Below are 20,645 nucleotides of genomic sequence, written 5' to 3'. Positions count from 1 at the left end.
GGGGGTGTCAGAAATTTTGTGTTTGGGCATAACATGAGTAAGAGGTGCATGTATGCCAACCAAAAAGAAACCCGAGCTGCGGAAGCTCCCTGCAATCCCAAAGGAGCTGCTTGATCAATTTGGCGGCGGACTGATGACCGCTGAAGCCATTGAGGACGCCTCAGCAGCGTTCAAGAAGGCATTGATCGAGCGAGCCCTTAATGCCGAACTCGGCCATCACCTGGGCTATCCGCCGGGCGCGCAGCGCCCAGAGGATGAAACCAACCAGCGTAATGGCAAAAGCGGCAAGACGGTTCTGACCGGAGACGGTCCTATCCGGCTGGATATCCCTCGCGACCGGGACGGCAGTTTCTCGCCCATTCTGATTCCCAAGCATGAGCGCCGTTACACTGGTTTTGACGACAAAATTATCGCCATGTATGCCCGAGGAATGACGGTCAGAGAAATCCGCGCGTTCCTTTCTGAGCAGTACGGCACCGACGTTTCGCCAGACTTCATCAGCTCGGTAACCGATGAGGTCATGGCAGAGATAGGTGCTTGGCAACAGCGGCCTCTGGAACCGATGTATCCGGTTATTTTCTTCGATGCCCTGCGGGTCAAAATCCGCGAAGAGGGGCTGGTTCGCAACAAGGCGATATATCTGGCATTGGGTGTTTTACCGGACGGTACACGCGATATTCTCGGCATCTGGATTGAAAATACCGAGGGCGCTAAATTCTGGATGAAAGTGTTCAACGACCTCAAGACACGCGGCGTTGAAGATGTGCTGATAGCTGTGACTGATGGGCTCAAAGGCATGCCGGAAGCCCTTGGCGCTGTCTTTCCAGACACGACACTGCAAACATGCATCGTTCATTNAAGCCGATCTATCAAGCGGTCACCGCCGAAACGGCCGAACAGGCTCTGGATGCATTTGAAGCCGGGCCTTGGGGCAAGCAATATCCAACGATAGTGGGTGCTTGGCGGCGGGCTTGGGATCGGGTAATTCCGTTTTTCGTTTTCCCGCCCGCGATCCGAAAGGTGATCTACACGACCAACGCAATTGAGAGCATCAACGCTCAACTACGAAAGATCATCAAAACTCGCGGCCACTTCCCGACCGACGATGCGGCCACCAAACTGATCTGGCTTGGGCTGCGCAATATCACCGCAAACTGGGGCTCTGCGGCCCATGACTGGAAGAGTGCAATGAATCAATTCGCGATTTTGTACGGGGATCGATTTATCAGGCCGACCTGGTAAAAGCAGGGCCCGCCTAGCGGCAGGCCTTAACCGGCCCGCACACAAAAAATCTGACAGTCCCATCATCCAAAAATGCATGGATGACGACGATTACACAGGTACACCCCTTAGAGCCGAACGCAACTCCGATTGCTTACTCGCATGGCCTTCGCTGACATACTTTTCCTACAGAGTTTGGTAAGCGCGGCGACGTACTCAGTTCTTCTAGCCACGTTGCATTGCAGAACAACGCGGTTAAGCTCATATATCCGTCGAATAAGTGAACTGAATAATGAGCATTAAACAATTACGTCTCGATGTTGAAGAACATTTTCAGCGCTTTGAGCGAGTACCCTTCAAGAAAGCATGGCGTCGACGTGACGCTCGCATCTGTCTGACCTGGATGGTTGCATGGATATTGGCGCTCACGAGCGCGCTGATATTTTTACCTGGGGCTACCCTGACGGGCTCCATGCCTGTTTTATTTCCTGTGCTGCTGGTTTCCATGATCTGTACAGTGCGATTGGCCGAGATTTATGAAGAGGTCCGGGCTGAGCAGATGGGAGCCGCAGCTGCAACCACGCCCTCAGAGCGCGCGCAGCTAAAGCAACAGTGGTTTTGCACGCGCTATAACTGTGAGCCCGGCGAACTGCTCGATAAGGCGAGGGGGTTGAAGCTCCTGTGGGAAGAGCGTCAAGAGCTGAAGCGGCTGGCCAGCGACGACACGATGGGGCCACGTATGGCAGCGTTCTTTCGGTTACCCGATCCTGCACGATTCATTGGGTTGCTGATCGCTATCGCCGCAATCTTTACTACGATCGTTACCTTGGGCAGCAGCATCGACGCCATCTTTGAAGCCGTACAGGACTGGCGAACAATAGGCGCCAACATCTTGATCAGCGCTTTCCTGTGTGCAGAAGTCGTAATGCTTTGGATTATCGTCACCGGCATGGTTCACGAGGTTGGGCCTTCGATCCTCGAGCAGTTAGGGTTGCTGCCCATGAGTGGCCGGCGAGTTTATCGATATCTGCTTACCCTTCATGATGCCAGTGAGCCTGTTACGCGACCTGGTGGTGCAGTGCTTGGGGTGCTTAAAGTGAGCGCGCTGTTCTTTATGCCGGTTGCGGAGGCGTGGGCAAGGGTACGGGCGCGCTTTTCAGCACGTTCGACGGCTGGGGCTTGAGAGGAAACTTATGGTTGAGTGAGTTTGACGGCTTTAGATTTGCTTTTAATCATACGCCTCTACTCAAAAGAGCCCCTCAGGACCCTTTTTCAGCTGAAACAGCCTTACTTCTTCAACCACCCCTCAACAACATCAGCTCCATGCTCCGCTTTCCATTCCTTCAGGCCTTTGTGATTTCCACCCTTGGTTTCGATCACTTCACCAGTCTTCGGATGTTTATACACCTTGAGTTCACGTGGTTTGCGAGTGCCCGCAGGTTTTTCCGAGGTCTGGTGGCGGGACGAGGATTGCGGGTCCAGCAGATTGACGATGTGCCTCAGGCTAAAGCCATACTGCTCAAGCAGTTTGCGCAGCTTCGTTTCGAACTCGATTTCTTTCTTCAGTCCCTTGTCGCCTTTCATTGTTTCCAAAGCCTGGAGCTGCTCGGCAAGGTGCTTTTCCAGCTGACGGAATTCTGCGAGTTTGGACATGGTGTTTCCCTTATAGATAGGTGCACGTAGTTATTGAGAGAGACGGCACCTGATACAAGTTCAGCCTATTTTCCGAAGAGGTGGTTGGATTTCAATGTGCACCATGGCCGGTTTAACCGCTTTGCTATCAAAGCTTGCAGGCGTCATTTGAACTGAGCCCTGCAGACCCCATTTCATAAGGGCTTGGTTAATGGTGTTTCGGTTAGGCATACACGTATCTAGATTTCAATAGGGTGCCCAGACATGAGTCACGCAAATAAAACGAAGCCGCCGCAGAGTGCGTGTGCAGTCTGCGGCGGCTCTCTCCTGCAAAGCTTGGGGTGCTAAATCAGCTTTGCCCTTGCTTCGGATCCTCGGCGTGAGCCCAACGATAATCCAGACGCGGCGCGAACACTTTGATCCGACGCTTGATCTTGATCAGAATCGGGTCATGCACCGGCTCCGGATCTTTCAGGAATACGGTCAGCACAGCACTCAGTGCGTACAACCCGGAGAACGCCCAGACCACGCCTTCAATGCCGTAACTTTCATTGAAGATCGCAACAACAGCCGGGCCAACCCACGTCGACGCGCCTGCACCCAGGCTCAACACCGACAAGGCAGCCGCTTTGTTGTTCGGTGCCAAAGCAGGGGCAAGCGCCGACAGCGGCACGAAGCACGCCAGGGTCAGGCCGTAGAAGGCGCCGAAGATCGAGGCGATCAGGAAGTCGTTCGGAAACGCCTGTGGCATGAAGAAGAACAGCGGCGTGCTGATCGTGCTGCCCACTGCGCCAAACCACAGGATCGTGTTGCGATAACCGATCTTGGTGCTGATGACGCTGGAGCCCAGGTTGCCGATGATGTTGAACACAAAAACGATGGTCAGCAGGCGCAGCCATTCTTCCAGGGTGAAGCCAACGGTTTGCATGAAGAACCCTGGCATGACCACCAGAAAGCCAAACATCGACGAGGTGTTGATGACGCGGACGATACCGGCCAACGACACTTTAGGACGTGTCCACATGATGGTGATGTTCTTGGCAATCGACACCAGCGGACGCTCGCCTTCTGGTGCCAGTCGCCGCATGCCATGAGCTTCGCGCACCCCGACCAGACCAATCACACCACCGATGACCACCAGGGCGAAGGACAGCCAGAAGGTCTGCAATGCGCCAATCAGCGGAATAGCGATGCTCGCCACCAGAGAGCCCAGCATTGGCAGGCCCGCGGCGTAAGCCACCCAGAACCAGCCCACTGCCATGCCCATCTTGCGGGACGGCGTGGAAGCCGCGATCCAGACCAGAAAACCGTAGGCGAAGAGCGGATAACCGAAACCGCGCAAACCATAGGTCAGCAGAATCATGGAATAGCTCAATTCCTGCAGGCCGTAGATCAGGAAGAGCACTTCGAACACGCTCCAGATGATCAATCCCAGGAACATCACCCGTCTCGGGCCCCAGATATTGGAGAGCGCGCCGGCGAGCCACGATGAAATACCGACCGTGACGCCATAGATGGTGAAGATCATGGCGACTTCGTCGCCGGGCATGCCGCGTTCACTGAGGAAGGGCGAGAGGTATCCGAGTTCTACGCCATCGCCGATCATGAAGATCAACAGGCCGACAAAACCCCAGAACATGGGATAGGGAATACCAACTTTGTCGCAGAATCTAACGAGTGGAGTGTTCGGAGTCGATTGATCGCTCAATTTTCCGGTCCTTTTTGATGCACGACGTTTGGGCGCGCCGTATGAATGGCCTCGATGAGGTTGAAAGGCAGACTGGATAGCACAGGCATCCGCTTCGGGCAGCGAGCAAAACTGGCTTGATTATTTGACGCGTGGGGGGGCAGACGTTGGAGCAGCTATCGTCGACCCATTAATCTATGTTTTTCTAGATTTTCGAGCCCGAAGCCAGCCTTTTATGCCAGATGAAACGATTCATCACAACCGCATGCCATTTTTTTTGGTGCGACAATATGTCCGGTTGCATTGTCTGAGGGGTTCGGATTTAGGGGGGGAGGTGTTTCGAATTGTGTATGAAAATAAATACATCTTTTTCCTGGGGCTGTGAGAAAAGCGGTGAGCGGTGTGCCGGTGCTGCTGCATCTTCTGAACCGTTCAGGACGGCGAACATACCTGGCATCGGTTGGGATGGTGAGCATGCGTACCTCGATGCCAGCTTTCAGTTCCTTGTTCGCTTGGGCCATGTTCTGGGCCAACATCTTCTCGCCGATGACGTGCGAAGCGCACATAACGATCTCATACAGCACCAAAAGCCAGAAACAACAAAGCCCGCACAAGGCGGGCTTCGGGCATTTCATAGACTGTCCACAACTCAAGACATATCCAGACTGCAAAATATGGTGCACCAGGCGGGATTCGAACCCACGACCCCTGCCTTCGGAGGGCAGTACTCTATCCAGCTGAGCTACTGGTGCAGCGCGGGCGCCATGATACTCACATGGGTACGGGGCGTCCAGTTGCGGTCGGCCTGCAACGCAAATCATCCAGCGCCCCCGGCATACGAACACCCGTAAGCCTTTCATCACCCCACATCCACTGACGCTCACAAAGGGACAGGCCACCGCTTCCGGCAAAACCACCACGTGGTGCATGATGCCCCACTACCCCCCCAGCCAGTTCGTTCTCACCGAGGCCATCTTATCAATCAGTTCAAAAGCATTGAGCGCAGCCCGTGCCGCGTTCTCATCACCGGGGCCAGCATCGCAGGCTGCGCGGCGGCATGGTGGCTGACGCAGCGCAATTGCGATGTCACGGTCGTCGAGCAGGCGCCTGCCTTTCGGGATGGTGGGCAGAATGTGGATGTGCGGGGCGCTGCTCGGGAGGTCTTGCGTTTGATGGGCCTTGAGCAGGCGGTGAAGGATCTTAATACCGGCGAGACGGGGCTGGCGTGGGTCGATGAGGGCAATCGCACGGCGGCGCGCATTGATCTGTCCGGGCTGGAGGGCGATGGTCCGACGGCTGAGCTTGAGGTGTTGCGTGGTGACCTTGCCCGTCTGCTGTATGAGGCTTCTTCTGCCGATGCCTTCTATCGCTTTGGTGATCGTATCGTCTCGGTCGAGCATGATGAGGAGGGGGTGTCGGTTGCGTTCGAGAACGGTGATGAGGAGCGTTTTGATCTGTTGATCATTGCCGAAGGGGTCGGTTCGCGCACGCGGGAGCTGGTGTTCCCCGGCGAGAATCAGCCGCGCAGGATGGACATGGCGTGCGCATTCTTTACCGTGCCTCGTGCACCGACTGATAGCCAGACCGCGCGTTGGTATAACGCGGTGGGCGGCCGAAGCGCAGGTGTTCGCCCGGACAATCGCGGTACGACGCGTGCGTTCTTTAATGTGCACGGCCGCAGCCACCTCGGGGTCGGCAACAGTATTGCCGAGCAGAAGGCTTTTCTTCGGGCGTCTTTCGACGGCGCGGGCTGGGAGGTGCCTCGTCTGCTGGCCGGGATGGAGGCAGCGGAGGACTTCTGGTTCGATGATCTGCGCCAGGTGAAGATCGATCGCTGGTCGAACGGGTCTGTGGTGTTGCTGGGCGACGCGGCCTGGTGTGTCACGCCGTTGGGCGGGGTCGGCGCTTCGCTGGCGTTGATTGGCGCGTATGTGCTGGCTGGCGAACTGACTAAAACCGACTCCATTGCAGCGGCCCTTGCCGCGTACGAGTATGTCCTGCGCCCGATGGTGAAAAAGTCGCAGAGTGTGCCCAAGCTTGTTCCGCGTCTCGTGCATCCTAGCAGCCGCGCGGGCGTTACGATCCTTCGCGCTGTGCAGCGGTTGGTGGCGACCCCCTTTATCAGCAAGCGTGCTGCCAAGGCGCTGACGCCGGCAGTGCAGGCGTTCACGCTGCCGGATTATCGATAGTGGTGCAGTCCCTCCGGGGCTGGCACTGATCCGAAAACCACACACGCCTGAACGGCCGTTCTTTTTTTCGAACGGCCTATTGTCCTTTGCCCCCGCAATGCCTAGGATTCGTTTGAGATTTCAAACGCTCTTGTTCGGTCTTCCTGCTTTTATGCGTTGCGCATCGCTGGAACCCGATGGAATGTTTTCCTGACGATGGCTTCCAAACGGGGTGCATCGATATTCAATTGTTCGCTCCGCCTTTGTGCGGCGCTGTTTAGGAGGCCCGACATGCAGCTTAAAGATTCCACTCTGTTCCGCCAGCAAGCCTACATCAACGGTCAGTGGCTGGACGCGGACGGTGGTCAGTCGATCAAGGTCAACAACCCGGCGACCAACGAGATCCTCGGCACGGTGCCGAAAATGGGCGCAGCCGAGACGCGTCGGGCGATTGAGGCGGCTGACAAGGCGCTGCCGGCCTGGCGTGCGCTGACCGCCAAAGAGCGCGGTAACAAGCTGCGTCGCTGGTTCGAGCTGATGATCGAGAACCAGGACGACCTGGGTCTGCTGATGACGCTGGAGCAGGGCAAGCCACTGGCTGAGGCCAAGGGCGAGATCACTTATGCAGCGTCGTTCATCGAGTGGTTCGCCGAAGAAGCCAAGCGCGTGTATGGCGATGTGATTCCTGGTCACCAGCCGGACAAGCGTCTGATCGTGCTCAAGCAGCCGATTGGTGTGACGGCGGCGATCACGCCGTGGAATTTCCCGGCAGCGATGATCACCCGCAAGGCTGGCCCTGCGCTGGCGGCGGGTTGCACCATGGTGCTCAAGCCTGCGTCACAAACGCCGTTTTCTGCGTTGGCGCTGGCTGAACTGGCCGAACGTGCGGGCATCCCGGCTGGCGTGTTCAGCGTGGTGACCGGCAGCGCGGGCGACATCGGCAGCGAGCTGACCGGCAACCCGATCGTGCGTAAATTGTCGTTCACCGGCTCGACCGAGATTGGTCGCCAGTTGATGGCCGAATGCGCCAAGGACATCAAGAAAGTGTCGCTGGAGCTGGGCGGTAACGCGCCGTTCATCGTGTTCGACGATGCTGACCTCGACAAGGCGGTCGAGGGCGCGATGATCTCCAAGTATCGCAACAACGGCCAGACCTGCGTCTGCGCCAACCGCATCTATGTGCAGGACGCGGTGTATGACGCGTTCGCCGAGAAGCTCAAGGCTGCGGTCGGCAAGCTGAAGATCGGTAATGGTCTGGAAGACGGCATCACTACCGGCCCGCTGATCGACGACAAGGCTGTGGCCAAAGTCAAGGAACACATCGCCGACGCGGTCAGCAAAGGCGCAACCGTGCTGACCGGTGGCAACAGCCTGGAAGGTTCGTTCTTCGAGCCGACTATTCTGGTTAACGTGTCGAAAGATGCAGCCGTCGCCAAGGAAGAAACCTTTGGTCCGCTGGCGCCGTTGTTCCGCTTCAAGGACGAGGCCGAAGCGATTGCACTGGCCAACGACACCGAATTCGGTCTGGCGTCGTACTTCTACGCGCAGAACATGAGCCGTGTGTTCCGGGTTGCCGAAGCGCTGGAATATGGCATGGTGGGTATCAACACCGGCCTGATCTCCAACGAACTGGCACCGTTCGGCGGTATCAAGTCGTCGGGCCTGGGCCGTGAAGGCTCCAAGTACGGCATCGAAGATTATCTGGAAATCAAATACCTCTGCCTGTCGGTCTGATTGACTGACGTTGAGGTATTGCAGCCGATGGCGCGCGAGAGCGACGTGTCATCGGCTTTTTGCAGCACAGCAGTTTCTTGGTGGCCTGAAGGCTGCAGCAGTCGATCATCGTATGCTGCCGCAGTTGATCCAGCCCGCTTGATCCTTGAACCACGCCGACCGATGAGCGGCGAATGAGGAATACATGAGCAAGACTAACGACTCCCTGATGCAACGCCGCCATGCTGCCGTCCCGCGCGGCGTTGGGCAGATCCACCCGATCTTCGCTGCTTCGGCGAAGAACGCTACCGTCACCGACGTAGAAGGTCGTGAATTCATCGACTTCGCGGGCGGCATTGCGGTATTGAACACCGGTCACCTGCACCCGAAGATCGTTGCGGCGGTGCAAGAACAATTGACCAAGCTGACTCACACCTGCTTCCAGGTCCTGGCTTACGAGCCTTACGTCGAGCTGTGCGAGAAGGTCAACGCCAAGGTTCCGGGTGATTTCGAAAAGAAAACCCTGCTTGTGACCACGGGCTCCGAAGCGGTGGAAAACGCCGTGAAGATCGCGCGCGCTGCCACTGGCCGTGCGGGCGTGATCGCCTTCACCGGCGCTTACCACGGTCGCACCATGATGACCCTCGGTCTGACCGGCAAGGTGGTGCCTTACTCGGCCGGCATGGGCCTGATGCCGGGCGGGATCTTCCGCGCGCTTTACCCGTGCGAGCTGCATGGCGTGAGCGTTGACGATTCCATCGCCAGCATCGAGCGCATCTTCAAGAACGACGCCGAGCCTAAAGATATCGCCGCCATCATCATCGAACCGGTGCAGGGCGAGGGTGGTTTCTACGTGGCGCCCAAGGCGTTCATGAAGCGTCTGCGCGAGCTGTGCGACAAGCACGGCATCCTGCTGATCGCTGACGAAGTGCAGACCGGCGCTGGCCGTACCGGTACGTTCTTCGCCATGGAGCAAATGGGCGTTGCTGCTGACCTGACGACCTTTGCCAAATCCATCGCAGGCGGCTTCCCGCTGGCGGGCGTGTGCGGCAAGGCTGAATACATGGATGCCATCGCGCCAGGCGGACTGGGCGGCACCTATGCGGGCAGCCCGGTCGCTTGCGCGGCGGCACTGGCGGTTCTGGATATCTTCGAAGAAGAGCACCTGCTGGAGCGTTGCCAGGCACTGGGCGAGCATCTGGTGACGTCGCTCAAGGCGATGCAAGCCAAGTATCCGGTGATCGGTGAAGTGCGCGCGCTGGGGGCAATGATTGCTGTCGAGCTGTTCGAGGACGGTGACTCGCACAAGCCGAACGCGGCAGCCGTCGCTCAGGTCGTCGCCAAGGCGCGTGACAAGGGCCTGATCCTGCTGTCGTGCGGCACTTATGGCAACGTGTTGCGCGTGCTTGTCCCGCTGACTGCCGAAGATGAATTGCTGAACCGTGGTCTGGCGATTCTGGAAGAATGCTTCGCTGAAATCGCCTGAAAAGTGTGACGTCACGAATTGATTAATTTGTGACCAAATAGACAAAAAAAGCCCGTTTCGACGGGTTTTTTTTCGTCTGGAGCGAGGTTTTTCGCTCTTTTGGCTATATACGGGCGATTGCATTGGCTAAGGTGAGCGCATCGACACCGGAGAGTCATGATGACTGCTGTAGTTTTGCCCGCGGTTCCTCGCGTATTGATTGCTGAGTCTGATCCGTGGGTTCGCGAGACGCTCAGTGATCTGGTGCTGAGTGTGCGTGCGGATGTCGAGCTGGAAATGTGCACCGATGGCAAACAGGCTGTCGAGTGGATGAAAAAGCATCTTCCTGATCTGGTCATCGCCGCTCGCGAACTGCCGGGGATCGATGGATTGAGTCTGTTGCGCGGCGTGCGCAACCTGCGTCGTCAGCCTGCCATCCCGTTTATCCTGATCAGCAATCGCAATGACAGCGCCAGTGTGCGCGAAGTCGTGCCGCTGGCGCCGACCGCCTACCTGACCAAGCCGCTCAACACCGAAGGTTTGCGCCAGCGCCTCGAAGGCCTGCTGCTGGAGCATCGTGCGTCGGCTCCGGGCGAGGTGCCCGCACTTGCTCCGGGGTTGACGCTGAGCAAGTTTCTCGAAAAGCGTCGTGATATTGCTGACGGTGCGCCTCTGTACGTCGATGTCGCGACGGCGATCAAGCTAAGTCAGACGCCGAACGGAACGGATCCGGTGCTGCTTGAGCAAGAGTTGCGCAACGATCCGCATATTACGGCGGTGTTGGTTGCTGCTGCCAACAGCGCCGCCCAGCATCTGGGCAAGCCGATTCAGTCGCTGACCGGAGCGCTGGCCGTTCTGGGTCCGGTTCAGGGGGCGAATATCGCATCGGGCCTGGCCAAAAAGCGCATGGCCGTTCTGACCCATGACGCCTTGTTGGCGCGGGCCAGCGAGCTGTGGGCGATGTCGCAGCGCACTGCTGAGTACGCGCGCATTCTGGGCGGCATGCTGGAGTTGGATGTCGAACGCTGTTTCTGCGCCGGGCTACTGCAATCGCTGGGTGATCTGGCGGTGTTGGGCTGCCTGCAAGAATGGCTGCTGGCGGGCGGCGAACTGAACGAGCAAGCCATCGAGCAATCGCTGGAGCAGTATTCCGCCGCGTTTGGTTCGGCACTGCGCACTCGCTGGCGCTTGCCGCTGGAACTGCGTGAACTGATCGCTGCGGTGTACCAGTACAACACCGGCATCTACACGCGCGAAGTGCTGACCATGAACCTGGCGGGCCAAATGGCGCGACTGGGCGAGGAAGAGAGCGTCACCGCGCTGATCAAGACCAAATCGGCCAAGCTGCTGAAATTGAGCGTGGGCGATTTACAGCGGCTGCGCAAGAAACTGACCGGCGTGACTGATCCGAGTCTGCTGAGACCGGTTGCGATCGAACCTGATGTGGCTGTTCAGGCGGCAGAGGGGGAAGACGAGCCCGACTTACTGGACCTGGCACCTGAGGCACCTGCTGAAGAGCCTGCTGCGATCGAGGATCCGGCTGGCGCTATTCAGGGTCCGCCCGAAAAGTAAAAACCTGACTGACGCAGAAAATCCATCGACTGTACCGGACTCTTCGCGAGCAAGCTCGCTCCCACAAGGTACCGCGTTCTCCTGTAGGAGCGAACTTGTTCGCGAAGGCGGTATTACTGACGCAGAAAATCCATCGACTGCAACGAACTCTTCGCGGACAAGTCCGCTCCTACAGGGCACCGCAGGCTCCCACAGGGCTTGGTGCCGTGTGCGCACTTGTGGGAGCGACCGGGGTGGCGATCCGCCTTGTTCGCGATGGACCAGTCGTGCTTTCTGCCTTCGAGAAGGCATTTCACACCAGTACGATCTGGTTCTTGCCCTGGCGCTTGGCCTGATACATCGCTGCGTCGGCGCGGCCGTAGAGGGCTTCGAGGCCTTGGTCTTCGGGGCCGAGGTTGGTCAGGCCCTGGCTGGCGGTGATGCTGAATGTGACGCCGCCTGCCTGGAAATTCTGCCGCTGAATCTCGCGTTGCAGACGCTCGGCAATCTGCATGGCCATTTCCGGTGCGCAGCCGGGAAATAACGCAGCGAACTCTTCGCCGCCAATACGCCCGAACAGATCACCGCGCCTCAATGCCGAGCGACCGCTCTCCGCGATGCGCTGCAGCACCGTGTCGCCTTCCTGATGCCCGTAGGTGTCGTTTACCAGTTTGAAGTCATCGATATCGAGCAGCAGGAAGGCCAGCGGCGTGCCGTTCAGCCGCGCCAGTTCGAACTCTCGCTGGGCGCACTCGAAGAAGTGACGGCGGTTGCTGCTCTGGGTCAGCACATCGGTCGTCGCCAGGCGTTGCAGTTCATCTTCGAGGTGTTTTTTCTCGGTGATGTCTTCAGCAATGCCCACCACGATCAAGCGCTGACTGGCGTCGGCGCGGTGGCTGAGGAAACATTTGTCGCTGAGCCAGCGGACTTCACCGTCGGCACGAATGATCCGGTACTCGCGATCTTCGATGGCGCCTTTCTCGATGACTTCGCTCAGGCTGCGTTCGGCGTAGTTGAGATCATCCGGGTAGATGCTGTCCCGCCATTCGCCGTAGTCGGCCAGCAGCAGGCCTGCTGAACGGCCGAAGATGCGCTCGTAGGCCGGGCTGACGTAGACCATGTGCTGGGTTTCCCAGTCGAACGCCCACAGAACAGCGTTCACACTCACCAGCAGCGAGCTGAACAATTGTTCGCGCTCGCTCAGGCGTGCAACTTCGGCCTGAGCGTGCATCAGGGCTAACAGGGTTTCTGCGGCTGCGGGCATATCTGTGATCGGTGCGCCGGCTGAGGCGATAGGGGACTGCTTTTCCATGAGCACGTATCTCAAGCATTGGCGGCACTGCCAAACCCTTTCCCATATTTCCCGGGAAAGTTGATGAGATAGGCTGAACGGGGGGAAGTTCCGAAACGGGCGCGCCCGTGAAGGGCGCGCCGATCAACGGTATCAGGCGTGCGCAGGGCGCAGCGAGTAGGTTTTCAGCTGGTCAGCGAAGTCGCGCAGGGACTGAATGCCACTGGCTTCGGCTTCGTGAATCCACTCTTTCATGGCGGACAGCATGTCATGGCCATTGCTGCTGGTCTTGACCCAGATCTGTTGCAGCGCGAGGCGTTTTTCGTAGATCACCTTCAGCGCGTGGCTGTGTTCGAGCATGGTCTGGATGCGCATGTGGTGCCTGTCATCAAGCAGGCTGGTTTCACGCGACAGCAAGCGCTTGGCCCGACGGAACTGATGACGCACCGATTCGTCAGCCTTGCCCAGCTCCTGAGCAACCAGCGGCGCGATGACCAGCTTGCGGTACTGCGCCATGATCTGGAAGCGGTTGTTGAGGATCGCCATGGCAGTGTCCATGTCCATGCTGCCCTTGCCTTCGACCCGGTGGGCGATAGGTGCGACCCGCTGGACCTTCGCCAGACGCAGGAAGCTGAATACCTTGATCCACGCCCAGCCCATGTCGAATTCCCAGGGCTTGACCGACAGCTTGGCCGAGTTGGGGTAGGTGTGGTGATTGTTGTGCAGCTCTTCGCCGCCGATCACGATGCCCCACGGCACCAGATTGGTCGCCGCATCACGGCATTCGAAATTGCGATAGCCGACCGCATGGCCGAGACCGTTGACCACGCCGGCGGCCCAGAACGGAATCCACATCATCTGCACAGCCCAGACCGTGATACCGAGCGCGCCGAACAGCGCCAGGTCGATTACTGCCATGAGGGCGATACCCAGCAGCTTGTAGCGCGAATACAGATTGCGCTCGATCCAGTCTTCCGGGCAGTTTTTGCCGTAGATGCGCAGGGTGTCCTGATTGCGAGCTTCTTCGCGATACAGCTCGGCACCTTTGCGCAGCACGGTTGACAAGCCCTTGACGACCGGGCTGTGCGGGTCGTCGACGGTTTCGCATTTTGCGTGATGCTTGCGGTGGATGGCGGTCCACTCGCGGGTGTTCTGGGCAGTGGTCAGCCACAGCCAGAACCGGAAGAAGTGTTTCAGCCCGGCATTGAGTTCGAGCGAGCGGTGAGCTGAATAGCGGTGCAGATAGACCGTGACGCCAATAATCGTTACATGGGTCATCACCAGCGTGACTGCTATTACCTGCCAGACTGAAAGGTCGAGCAAACCGTTGTACCACATAGGCTGTTTGGCCCTCGTAAAAGTACCTGTGAAGAAAAAAGTCGCGAGAGCATTATCACTGACATTCCACAGAAAACCAGTCACCCTTGCAGATAAGAGTCGCAGGATGTTTCCTGCTTTATAATCCAGACCTTTCGCCAGGCTTGCGTTTTTTATGTCCGAATATTCCCGTGGCGCGCTGCGAACCGCCGTCCTGTATGGGCTGCTGTCGATTTTGTGGTTCGTGACCGGCGACTACCTGCTGTCGGTTTTTGTCGAAGATCCGGCGCAACTGGCCTTCGGCTACCAGATGATCGGTTACAGCTGGGCGCTGCTCAGCGCCGTCATGATCTTCATTGTGCGCGACAGATTGAAGGGCATCATCGGCGGCGAAGCGACGTTCGCGCGACAGCAGGAAGACTATGACCGGCTGCTGCTTGCGGCGGTGGTGTTCGACAGCACGCGTGAGGGCGTGCTGGTCAGTGATGCAGACGGACGCATTGTCCACGTCAACCGCGCTTTTGTGGACATCACCGGTTATCAGGCCGAAGAAGTGCTGGGTTTCAACCCCAGCAAATTCAAGTCCGGCCGACATGGCCCGGAGTTTTATCGGCAGATGTACCACTCGCTGCTCAGTGTCGGGCAGTGGAGCGGCGAGATCTGGAATCGGCGCAAAAGCGGCGAGATCTACCCGCAGTGGCAGACCATCCGCAGTATCAAGGGCGATGACGGCAAAGCCAGGCACTACGTGGCGGTGTTTTCCGACATTACCGCCATCAAGCGCTCCGAGCAGGAGCTGGCGCAACTGGCGCACTACGATGCGCTGACCGAACTGCCCAATCGCCTGCTGCTGACCGACCGTATCAGCCAGGCGCTGACGTCTGCGCGCTCCAGCAAGCGCGGTTGTGCGTTGCTGCTGGTGGACCTGGATAACTTCAGAAACATCAACGACAGCCTCGGCCATAACATCGGCGACGAGGTGCTCAAGGCGGCTGCCGAACGGCTCAAGGTGCTGTCCGGCAGCGACACGACGGTCTCGCGTCTGGGCGGCGACGAATTCGCACTGCTGGTCAAAAACTGTACACAAATGGTGCATGCCGCCGCCCTTGCGCAGCAGGTCATCAATGCGTTCAAGCCGCCTTATGCGATTGCCGGGCATCAGTTGTTTGTCACCGCCAGCATCGGCATCAGCCTGTTTCCCGGTGACGCCGAGACCGCCGAACAGCTGTTGCGCAATGCCGATTCGGCGCTGTTCAAGGCAAAAAACGATGGCCGGGAGGGCTTTGCCCTGTATACCGAGGAGCTGACTGCCCAGGCCCAGCAACGGGTGCAACTGGCCAGCGAGCTGCGTCAGGCGATCGAGCAGGAAGAGTTGCGGGTGTTTTATCAGCCTGTTTACGACTTGAATACCGGGCGAATTTGCGCTGCCGAAGCGCTGGTGCGTTGGCAGCACCCGACACGCGGCATGGTGTTGCCCGGCGAATTCATCCCCATCGCCGAGCAGAACGGGCTGATCGTCGATATCGACGCCTGGGTATTGAATACAGCCTGCCGGCAAATGCAGACCTGGCTGGCGGCCGGCGTTCCGATTGCGTCCGTTGCGGTCAATGTGTCCAGCCGTCTGTTCAGCCGGGGCGATCTGGACCGGCAAGTGGCTCAGGTCTTGAACGAGACCGGGCTCGATCCCGTGTTTCTTGAGCTGGAAGTCACTGAAAGCGCCGTCATGGAAGACCCCGAGCAGGCCATCGAACAGCTGCATCGGCTGCGTGAACTGGGCCTGAGCCTGGCCATTGACGACTTCGGCACGGGCTACTCGTCACTCCTGCGGCTCAAGAGCATGCCGGTGCAGAAGCTGAAGATCGATCAGGGCTTCGTCGCCGGGCTGCCTGGCGACGACGATGACATTGCAATTGTGCGGGCGGTCATCGCGCTGGCCTCAAGCCTTGGCATGCACGTGCTGGCAGAAGGCATCGAACATGCCAGCCAGGCGTCATTTCTGCTGAGCAACGGTTGCCAGTTGGGCCAGGGTTACTGGTTCGCCCGACCCATGGCTGCGCAGTCGATCGACTGGTATCACGCGCCCGCTTTCAACTAGCCCGCCTTACGCGCGTGACAGGCGTCGGGATGTGCAATACATCCTGACCATAAACCTGCGCGCTAAATGTCTTTTGGTTATATCTGCATTCTTAAATAGTCTTTTTAAGAATATCTCCGGCTCACTATGATTGGCCCATCGCCACAGCCATCGACCCAGTCACGACGGCAGGTTACTCACCTTTCAAGGAATAAGATAATGAGCGCATCTCTACGTAGTGTTGACGGTCAGGACGAAGCAGCCATTCTGCGTGAGATACAGAGTGCGTTGCGTGATCTGCGTTTTGGCGCCGTCGAAATCACTGTGCACAACGCGCAGGTGGTGCAGATCGAGCGCAAGGAAAAATTCCGCTTGCAGAACCCTGCCGCCAAGCAAAGCTGACGTGGTAACCCGACTGGTCAACCGGAGGGCTTCATCCTGACTCCTGATGCACCCCTGAACACAAGCAGCTCGCCAGCACGGATGCCGTTCTGACGCGCCAAGAAGAAATCAAAAAGCCGACACACAGAATTCCCGGGAGCTTCATCTATGTCCATTCGCCGCTTTGCACTGGCCGCTATCGCCAGTGCCGTTTTCGCAGGTTCGGCTGTTGCCAAGGATTACGAACTGCTCAACGTGTCGTATGACCCGACGCGCGAGCTGTATCAGGATTACAACGCAGAATTCGTCAGCCACTGGAAGAAGACCCATCCGGACGACAAGGTCGAGATCAAGCAATCCCACGGCGGCTCGGGCAAACAGGCGCGTGGCGTGATCGACGGCCTGCGTGCCGATGTGGTGACCCTGGCGCTGGCCGGTGACATCGACGAAATCGCCAAGCTCGGCAGGTCCCTGCCTGAAAACTGGCAGACCCGTCTGCCCGACGCCAGCACCCCGTACACCTCGACCATCGTGTTTCTGGTGCGCAAGGGCAACCCGAAAGGCATCAAGGACTGGGGCGACCTGATCAAGAAAGACGTTTCCGTGATCACGCCTAATCCGAAAACCTCCGGCGGCGCTCGTTGGAATTTCCTGGCTGCGTGGGCTTATGGCCTGAAAGCGGGCGGCGGCGATGAAGCCAAAGCCAAGGAATACGTGCAGACGCTGTTCAAGCACGTGCCGATTCTGGACACCGGCGCTCGTGGCTCGACCATCACCTTCGTCAACAACGGCCAGGGTGACGTGCTGCTGGCCTGGGAAAACGAAGCGTTTCTGGCGTTGAAAGAAGACGGCGGCAAGGACAAGTTCGACATCGTCGTGCCGTCACTGTCGATTCTCGCCGAGCCGCCAGTGGCCGTGGTCGACAAGAATGCCGAGAAGAAGGGCAACACCGAGATTGCGACCGAGTACCTCAAGCACCTGTACAGCAAGGAAGGGCAGGAAATTGCCGCAAAAAACTTCTATCGTCCACGTGATAAAGAAATCGCTGCCAAATACGAGAACCAGTTTCCGAAACTGGAGCTGGTGACTATCGACAAAGACTTTGACGGCTGGAAGACTGCGCAGCCTAAGTTTTTCAATGATGGCGGCGTGTTCGACCAGATTTACCAAGCGCAATAAACCGAATGGCGATGCCGCGCGAGTGGCACCGCAGGTCAGGTCAAGCGGCCCGGATTAATGTCCGGGCTTCGTGCAAGTGAAACCAGGGACTTTTATGTCGCGTCGCATCTCCCCCGTCATACCCGGCTTCGGGCTGACGCTGGGTTACACCTTGGTGTACCTCAGTCTGATTGTGCTAATACCGCTGGCCGCCATGTTCGTGCATGCCGCGCAGCTCACCTGGGATCAGTTCTGGACCATCATCACGGCCCCTCGCGTGATCGCGGCGCTCAAACTGAGTTTCGGCACCGCGTTCTATGCGGCCCTGATCAATGGCGTGATCGGTACGCTGCTGGCCTGGGTGCTGGTGCGTTACACCTTCCCCGGACGCAAGATCATCGACGCGATGATCGATCTGCCGTTCGCCCTGCCGACCGCGGTGGCCGGTATCGCCCTGACAGCGCTGTACGCGCCGAACGGCTGGGTCGGGCAGTTCGCTGCGGATCTGGGCTTCAAGATCGCCTATACGCCATTGGGTATCACCCTCGCGCTGACGTTCGTGACGCTGCCGTTCGTGGTGCGGACCGTGCAGCCAGTGCTGGCCGATATCCCCCGTGAAGTCGAAGAAGCCGCTGCCTGTCTGGGCGCGCGTCCGTGGCAGGTGTTTCGTCATATTCTCGTTCCGGCCTTGCTGCCCGCCTGGTTGACCGGCTTCGCCCTGGCGTTTGCCCGCGGTGTGGGCGAGTACGGTTCGGTGATCTTCATCGCCGGCAACATGCCGATGAAAACCGAGATCCTGCCGCTGCTGATCATGGTCAAGCTCGATCAGTACGATTACACCGGTGCAACGGCTATCGGCGTGATGATGCTGGTGGTGTCCTTCATTCTGCTGCTGCTGATCAATCTGTTGCAGCGGCGCATCGAAACCCCATCCTGAGGAGGCGCAGAACATGTCTTATTCATCTGTTTCAGCCGCCGCCTCCGCCAACGCCGCCCGTCGTGGCAGCGCGGTGTCGCGACGCATCCTGATCGGCTTGTGCTGGCTGGTGTTCGGGCTGTTTCTGGGTTTGCCGCTGTTTATCGTGGTCTCCCAAGGGCTGAAAAACGGTCTGGGCGCATTCTTCACCGCGATCCTCGAGCCGGACGCCTTGTCGGCACTCAAACTGACCGTGATTGCCGTGCTGATTTCGGTGCCGCTCAATCTGGTGTTCGGCGTCAGCGCGGCCTGGTGCGTGAGCAAATACTCGTTCCGTGGCAAGAGCATTCTGGTCACGCTGATCGACCTGCCGTTCTCGGTGTCGCCGGTCATTGCCGGTCTGGTCTATGTGCTGATGTTCGGCGCGCAGGGCCTGTTCGGGCCGTGGTTGCAGGATCACGACATCCAGATCGTGTTTGCGCTGCCGGGCATCGTGCTGGCGACCATCTTCGTCACCGTGCCGTTCGTTGCGCGTGAGCTGATCCCGCTGATGCAGGAGCAGGGCACGCAGGAAGAAGAGGCCGCGCGGCTGCTCGGCGCCAACGGCTGGCAGATGTTCTGGCACGTCACGGTGCCGAACATAAAATGGGGTCTGATCTACGGCGTGGTGCTGTGTACCGCTCGGGCAATGGGCGAGTTTGGCGCGGTGTCGGTGGTGTCCGGGCACATTCGCGGCGTTACCAACACCCTGCCGCTGCACGTCGAAATTCTCTACAACGAGTACAACCATGTCGCAGCTTTTGCCGTGGCGAGCCTGTTGCTGATCCTGGCGCTGTTCATCCTGCTGCTCAAGCAGTGGAGCGAATCCCGCATTAACCGTCTGCGTCATAACGCGGCGGAGGAATAATCATGTCGATCGAAGTCCGTAACGTCAGCAAGAATTTCAACGCCTTCAAAGCCCTGAACAACATCAGTCTGGACATCCAGAGTGGCGAGCTGGTGGCTTTGCTGGGCCCGTCAGGCTGCGGCAAGACCACACTGCTGCGCATCATCGCCGGTCTGGAAACCCCGGACGACGGCAGCATCGTGTTTCATGGCGAAGATGTGTCCGGGCATGACGTGCGTGATCGCAACGTCGGGTTCGTGTTCCAGCACTATGCGTTGTTCCGCCACATGACCGTGTTCGACAACGTTGCCTTCGGCCTGCGCATGAAGCCCAAACGCGAGCGCCCGAACGAAACGCGGATCGCCGAAAAAGTCCACGAACTGCTGAATATGGTGCAACTGGACTGGCTGGCTGATCGCTACCCTGAGCAGTTGTCAGGCGGTCAGCGGCAGCGTATCGCACTGGCCCGGGCGTTGGCGGTCGAGCCGAAAGTGTTGTTGCTGGATGAGCCGTTCGGCGCACTGGACGCCAAGGTCCGCAAGGAACTGCGTCGCTGGCTGGCGCGCTTGCACGAAGACATCAACCTGACCTCGGTGTTCGTGACCCACGATCAGGAAGAAGCCATGGAAGTGGCCGACCGCATCGTGGTCATGAACAAGGGCGTGATCGAACAGATCGGCTCGCCTGGCGAGGTGTACGAGAACCCGTCCAACGATTTCGTCTACCACTTCCTCGGCGACTCCAACCGCCTGAGCCTGGGCGACGAAGGCCATGTGCTGTTCCGGCCGCACGAAGTGTCGTTGTCACGCCAGGAAATCGAAGACCACCACGCCGCCGAAGTCCGCGACATCCGCCCGCTGGGTGCGACCACGCGGGTCACGCTGAAGGTAGAAGGGCAGAGCGAACTGATCGAAGCCGAAGTGGTGAAGGATCACGACAGCCTGGTCGGGCTGGCGAGGGGCGAGACACTGTTCTTCAAACCGAAGGTGTGGCAGAAGCTTTGATGGCCTGCGCTGGAGCGATGCTCCAGCGTCAATCGCTTTACTCAGGTCCGCTTTTGATACTGGCCGAAGGCCGTGGGAGACACTGTTCTTCAGGTCGAAGTTGTAGCAGAAGCTTTGATGGCCTGCGCTGGAGCGATGCTCTAGCGTCAATCACTGTACTCAGGTCCGCTTTTGATTCTGG

16 protein-coding genes, 1 tRNA gene and 1 pseudogene are annotated in these 20,645 nt (G+C 58.5%); 12 read left to right on the top strand and 6 right to left on the bottom strand.

Going from position 1 to position 20,645, the window contains the following annotated elements; all coding sequences use genetic code 11:
- Nucleotides 1-133: 133 nt before the first annotated feature.
- Nucleotides 134-1,242: pseudogene (locus tag ABJ99_RS13230) on the top strand (IS256 family transposase).
- A 271-nt stretch (nucleotides 1,243-1,513) separates the two neighbouring features.
- On the top strand, nucleotides 1,514-2,404 hold the full coding sequence (locus ABJ99_RS13225) for a hypothetical protein (protein ID WP_054086222.1): 891 nt from the start codon (nucleotides 1,514-1,516) through the stop codon (nucleotides 2,402-2,404).
- 104 nt (nucleotides 2,405-2,508) lie between these two features.
- On the opposite strand, the gene ABJ99_RS13220 is transcribed toward ABJ99_RS13225, so the two are convergent.
- From ABJ99_RS13220 to ABJ99_RS13210, 4 genes are all read right to left on the bottom strand, one after another.
- Nucleotides 2,509-2,874, bottom strand: coding sequence for a histone-like nucleoid-structuring protein, MvaT/MvaU family (locus ABJ99_RS13220; RefSeq protein WP_007248273.1), 366 nt, complete (start codon nucleotides 2,872-2,874; stop codon nucleotides 2,509-2,511).
- Between the two features lie 328 nt (nucleotides 2,875-3,202).
- Nucleotides 3,203-4,561, bottom strand: coding sequence for an MFS transporter (locus tag ABJ99_RS13215; protein ID WP_054086221.1), 1,359 nt, complete (start codon nucleotides 4,559-4,561; stop codon nucleotides 3,203-3,205).
- 212 nt (nucleotides 4,562-4,773) lie between these two features.
- Entirely contained in the window at nucleotides 4,774-5,175 is a 402-nt protein-coding gene (locus ABJ99_RS27090) for a hypothetical protein (RefSeq protein WP_230081025.1), read from the bottom strand.
- A gap of 40 nt (nucleotides 5,176-5,215) precedes the next feature.
- Nucleotides 5,216-5,292, bottom strand: a tRNA-Arg gene (locus ABJ99_RS13210).
- Between the two features lie 168 nt (nucleotides 5,293-5,460).
- Here ABJ99_RS13210 and ABJ99_RS13205 point away from each other — a divergent pair.
- From ABJ99_RS13205 to ABJ99_RS13190, 4 genes are all read left to right on the top strand, one after another.
- Entirely contained in the window at nucleotides 5,461-6,729 is a 1,269-nt protein-coding gene (locus ABJ99_RS13205; RefSeq protein ID WP_054086220.1) for an FAD-dependent monooxygenase, read from the top strand.
- 270 nt (nucleotides 6,730-6,999) lie between these two features.
- Nucleotides 7,000-8,442, top strand: coding sequence for an NADP-dependent succinate-semialdehyde dehydrogenase (gene gabD / locus ABJ99_RS13200; protein ID WP_054086219.1), 1,443 nt, complete (start codon nucleotides 7,000-7,002; stop codon nucleotides 8,440-8,442).
- Nucleotides 8,443-8,626: 184 nt separating this feature from the next.
- Entirely contained in the window at nucleotides 8,627-9,907 is a 1,281-nt protein-coding gene (gene gabT / locus ABJ99_RS13195; RefSeq protein ID WP_054086218.1) for a 4-aminobutyrate--2-oxoglutarate transaminase, read from the top strand.
- Nucleotides 9,908-10,063: 156 nt separating this feature from the next.
- Complete coding sequence (locus ABJ99_RS13190; protein WP_054086217.1) at nucleotides 10,064-11,458, top strand: response regulator; 1,395 nt, start codon at nucleotides 10,064-10,066, stop codon at nucleotides 11,456-11,458.
- Between the two features lie 292 nt (nucleotides 11,459-11,750).
- Here ABJ99_RS13190 and ABJ99_RS13185 read toward each other — a convergent pair whose 3' ends face one another.
- Both ABJ99_RS13185 and desA read right to left on the bottom strand, forming a co-directional pair.
- Entirely contained in the window at nucleotides 11,751-12,749 is a 999-nt protein-coding gene (locus ABJ99_RS13185; RefSeq protein WP_054080133.1) for a GGDEF domain-containing protein, read from the bottom strand.
- Between the two features lie 132 nt (nucleotides 12,750-12,881).
- Complete coding sequence (gene desA / locus ABJ99_RS13180) at nucleotides 12,882-14,066, bottom strand: delta-9 fatty acid desaturase DesA (RefSeq protein WP_054086216.1); 1,185 nt, start codon at nucleotides 14,064-14,066, stop codon at nucleotides 12,882-12,884.
- A gap of 154 nt (nucleotides 14,067-14,220) precedes the next feature.
- Here desA and dibA point away from each other — a divergent pair, with 154 nt between their 5' ends.
- From dibA to ABJ99_RS13150, 6 genes are all read left to right on the top strand, one after another.
- Nucleotides 14,221-16,140 carry a phosphodiesterase DibA gene (gene dibA, locus ABJ99_RS13175; protein WP_054086215.1) on the top strand — a complete coding sequence of 640 codons (1,920 nt, stop codon included), beginning with the start codon at nucleotides 14,221-14,223 and terminating at the stop codon, nucleotides 16,138-16,140.
- A gap of 198 nt (nucleotides 16,141-16,338) precedes the next feature.
- Entirely contained in the window at nucleotides 16,339-16,521 is a 183-nt protein-coding gene (gene oscA / locus ABJ99_RS13170; RefSeq protein WP_002551397.1) for a sulfur starvation response protein OscA, read from the top strand.
- A gap of 147 nt (nucleotides 16,522-16,668) precedes the next feature.
- The gene (locus tag ABJ99_RS13165) at nucleotides 16,669-17,679 is read left to right on the top strand and encodes a sulfate ABC transporter substrate-binding protein (protein WP_054086214.1); all 1,011 of its coding nucleotides are present in this window, start codon (nucleotides 16,669-16,671) and stop codon (nucleotides 17,677-17,679) included.
- Nucleotides 17,680-17,773: 94 nt separating this feature from the next.
- Entirely contained in the window at nucleotides 17,774-18,595 is an 822-nt protein-coding gene (gene cysT, locus ABJ99_RS13160) for a sulfate ABC transporter permease subunit CysT (protein WP_005887934.1), read from the top strand.
- Nucleotides 18,596-18,608: 13 nt separating this feature from the next.
- Nucleotides 18,609-19,481: a sulfate ABC transporter permease subunit CysW gene (gene cysW, locus ABJ99_RS13155; protein WP_054086213.1), complete on the top strand. Its 873-nt coding sequence runs from the start codon at nucleotides 18,609-18,611 to the stop codon at nucleotides 19,479-19,481.
- Between the two features lie 2 nt (nucleotides 19,482-19,483).
- On the top strand, nucleotides 19,484-20,464 hold the full coding sequence (locus tag ABJ99_RS13150) for a sulfate/molybdate ABC transporter ATP-binding protein (RefSeq protein ID WP_054086212.1): 981 nt from the start codon (nucleotides 19,484-19,486) through the stop codon (nucleotides 20,462-20,464).
- The last annotated feature ends 181 nt before the right edge of the window (nucleotides 20,465-20,645 follow it).

Origin of the sequence: Pseudomonas syringae pv. cilantro (assembly GCF_001293775.1) — a bacterium.
Taxonomy (GTDB): Bacteria; Pseudomonadota; Gammaproteobacteria; order Pseudomonadales; family Pseudomonadaceae; genus Aquipseudomonas; species Aquipseudomonas syringae_P.
Note: the sequence above shows the minus strand (reverse complement) of the source record. Positions and strands in the feature narration are given on the sequence as shown.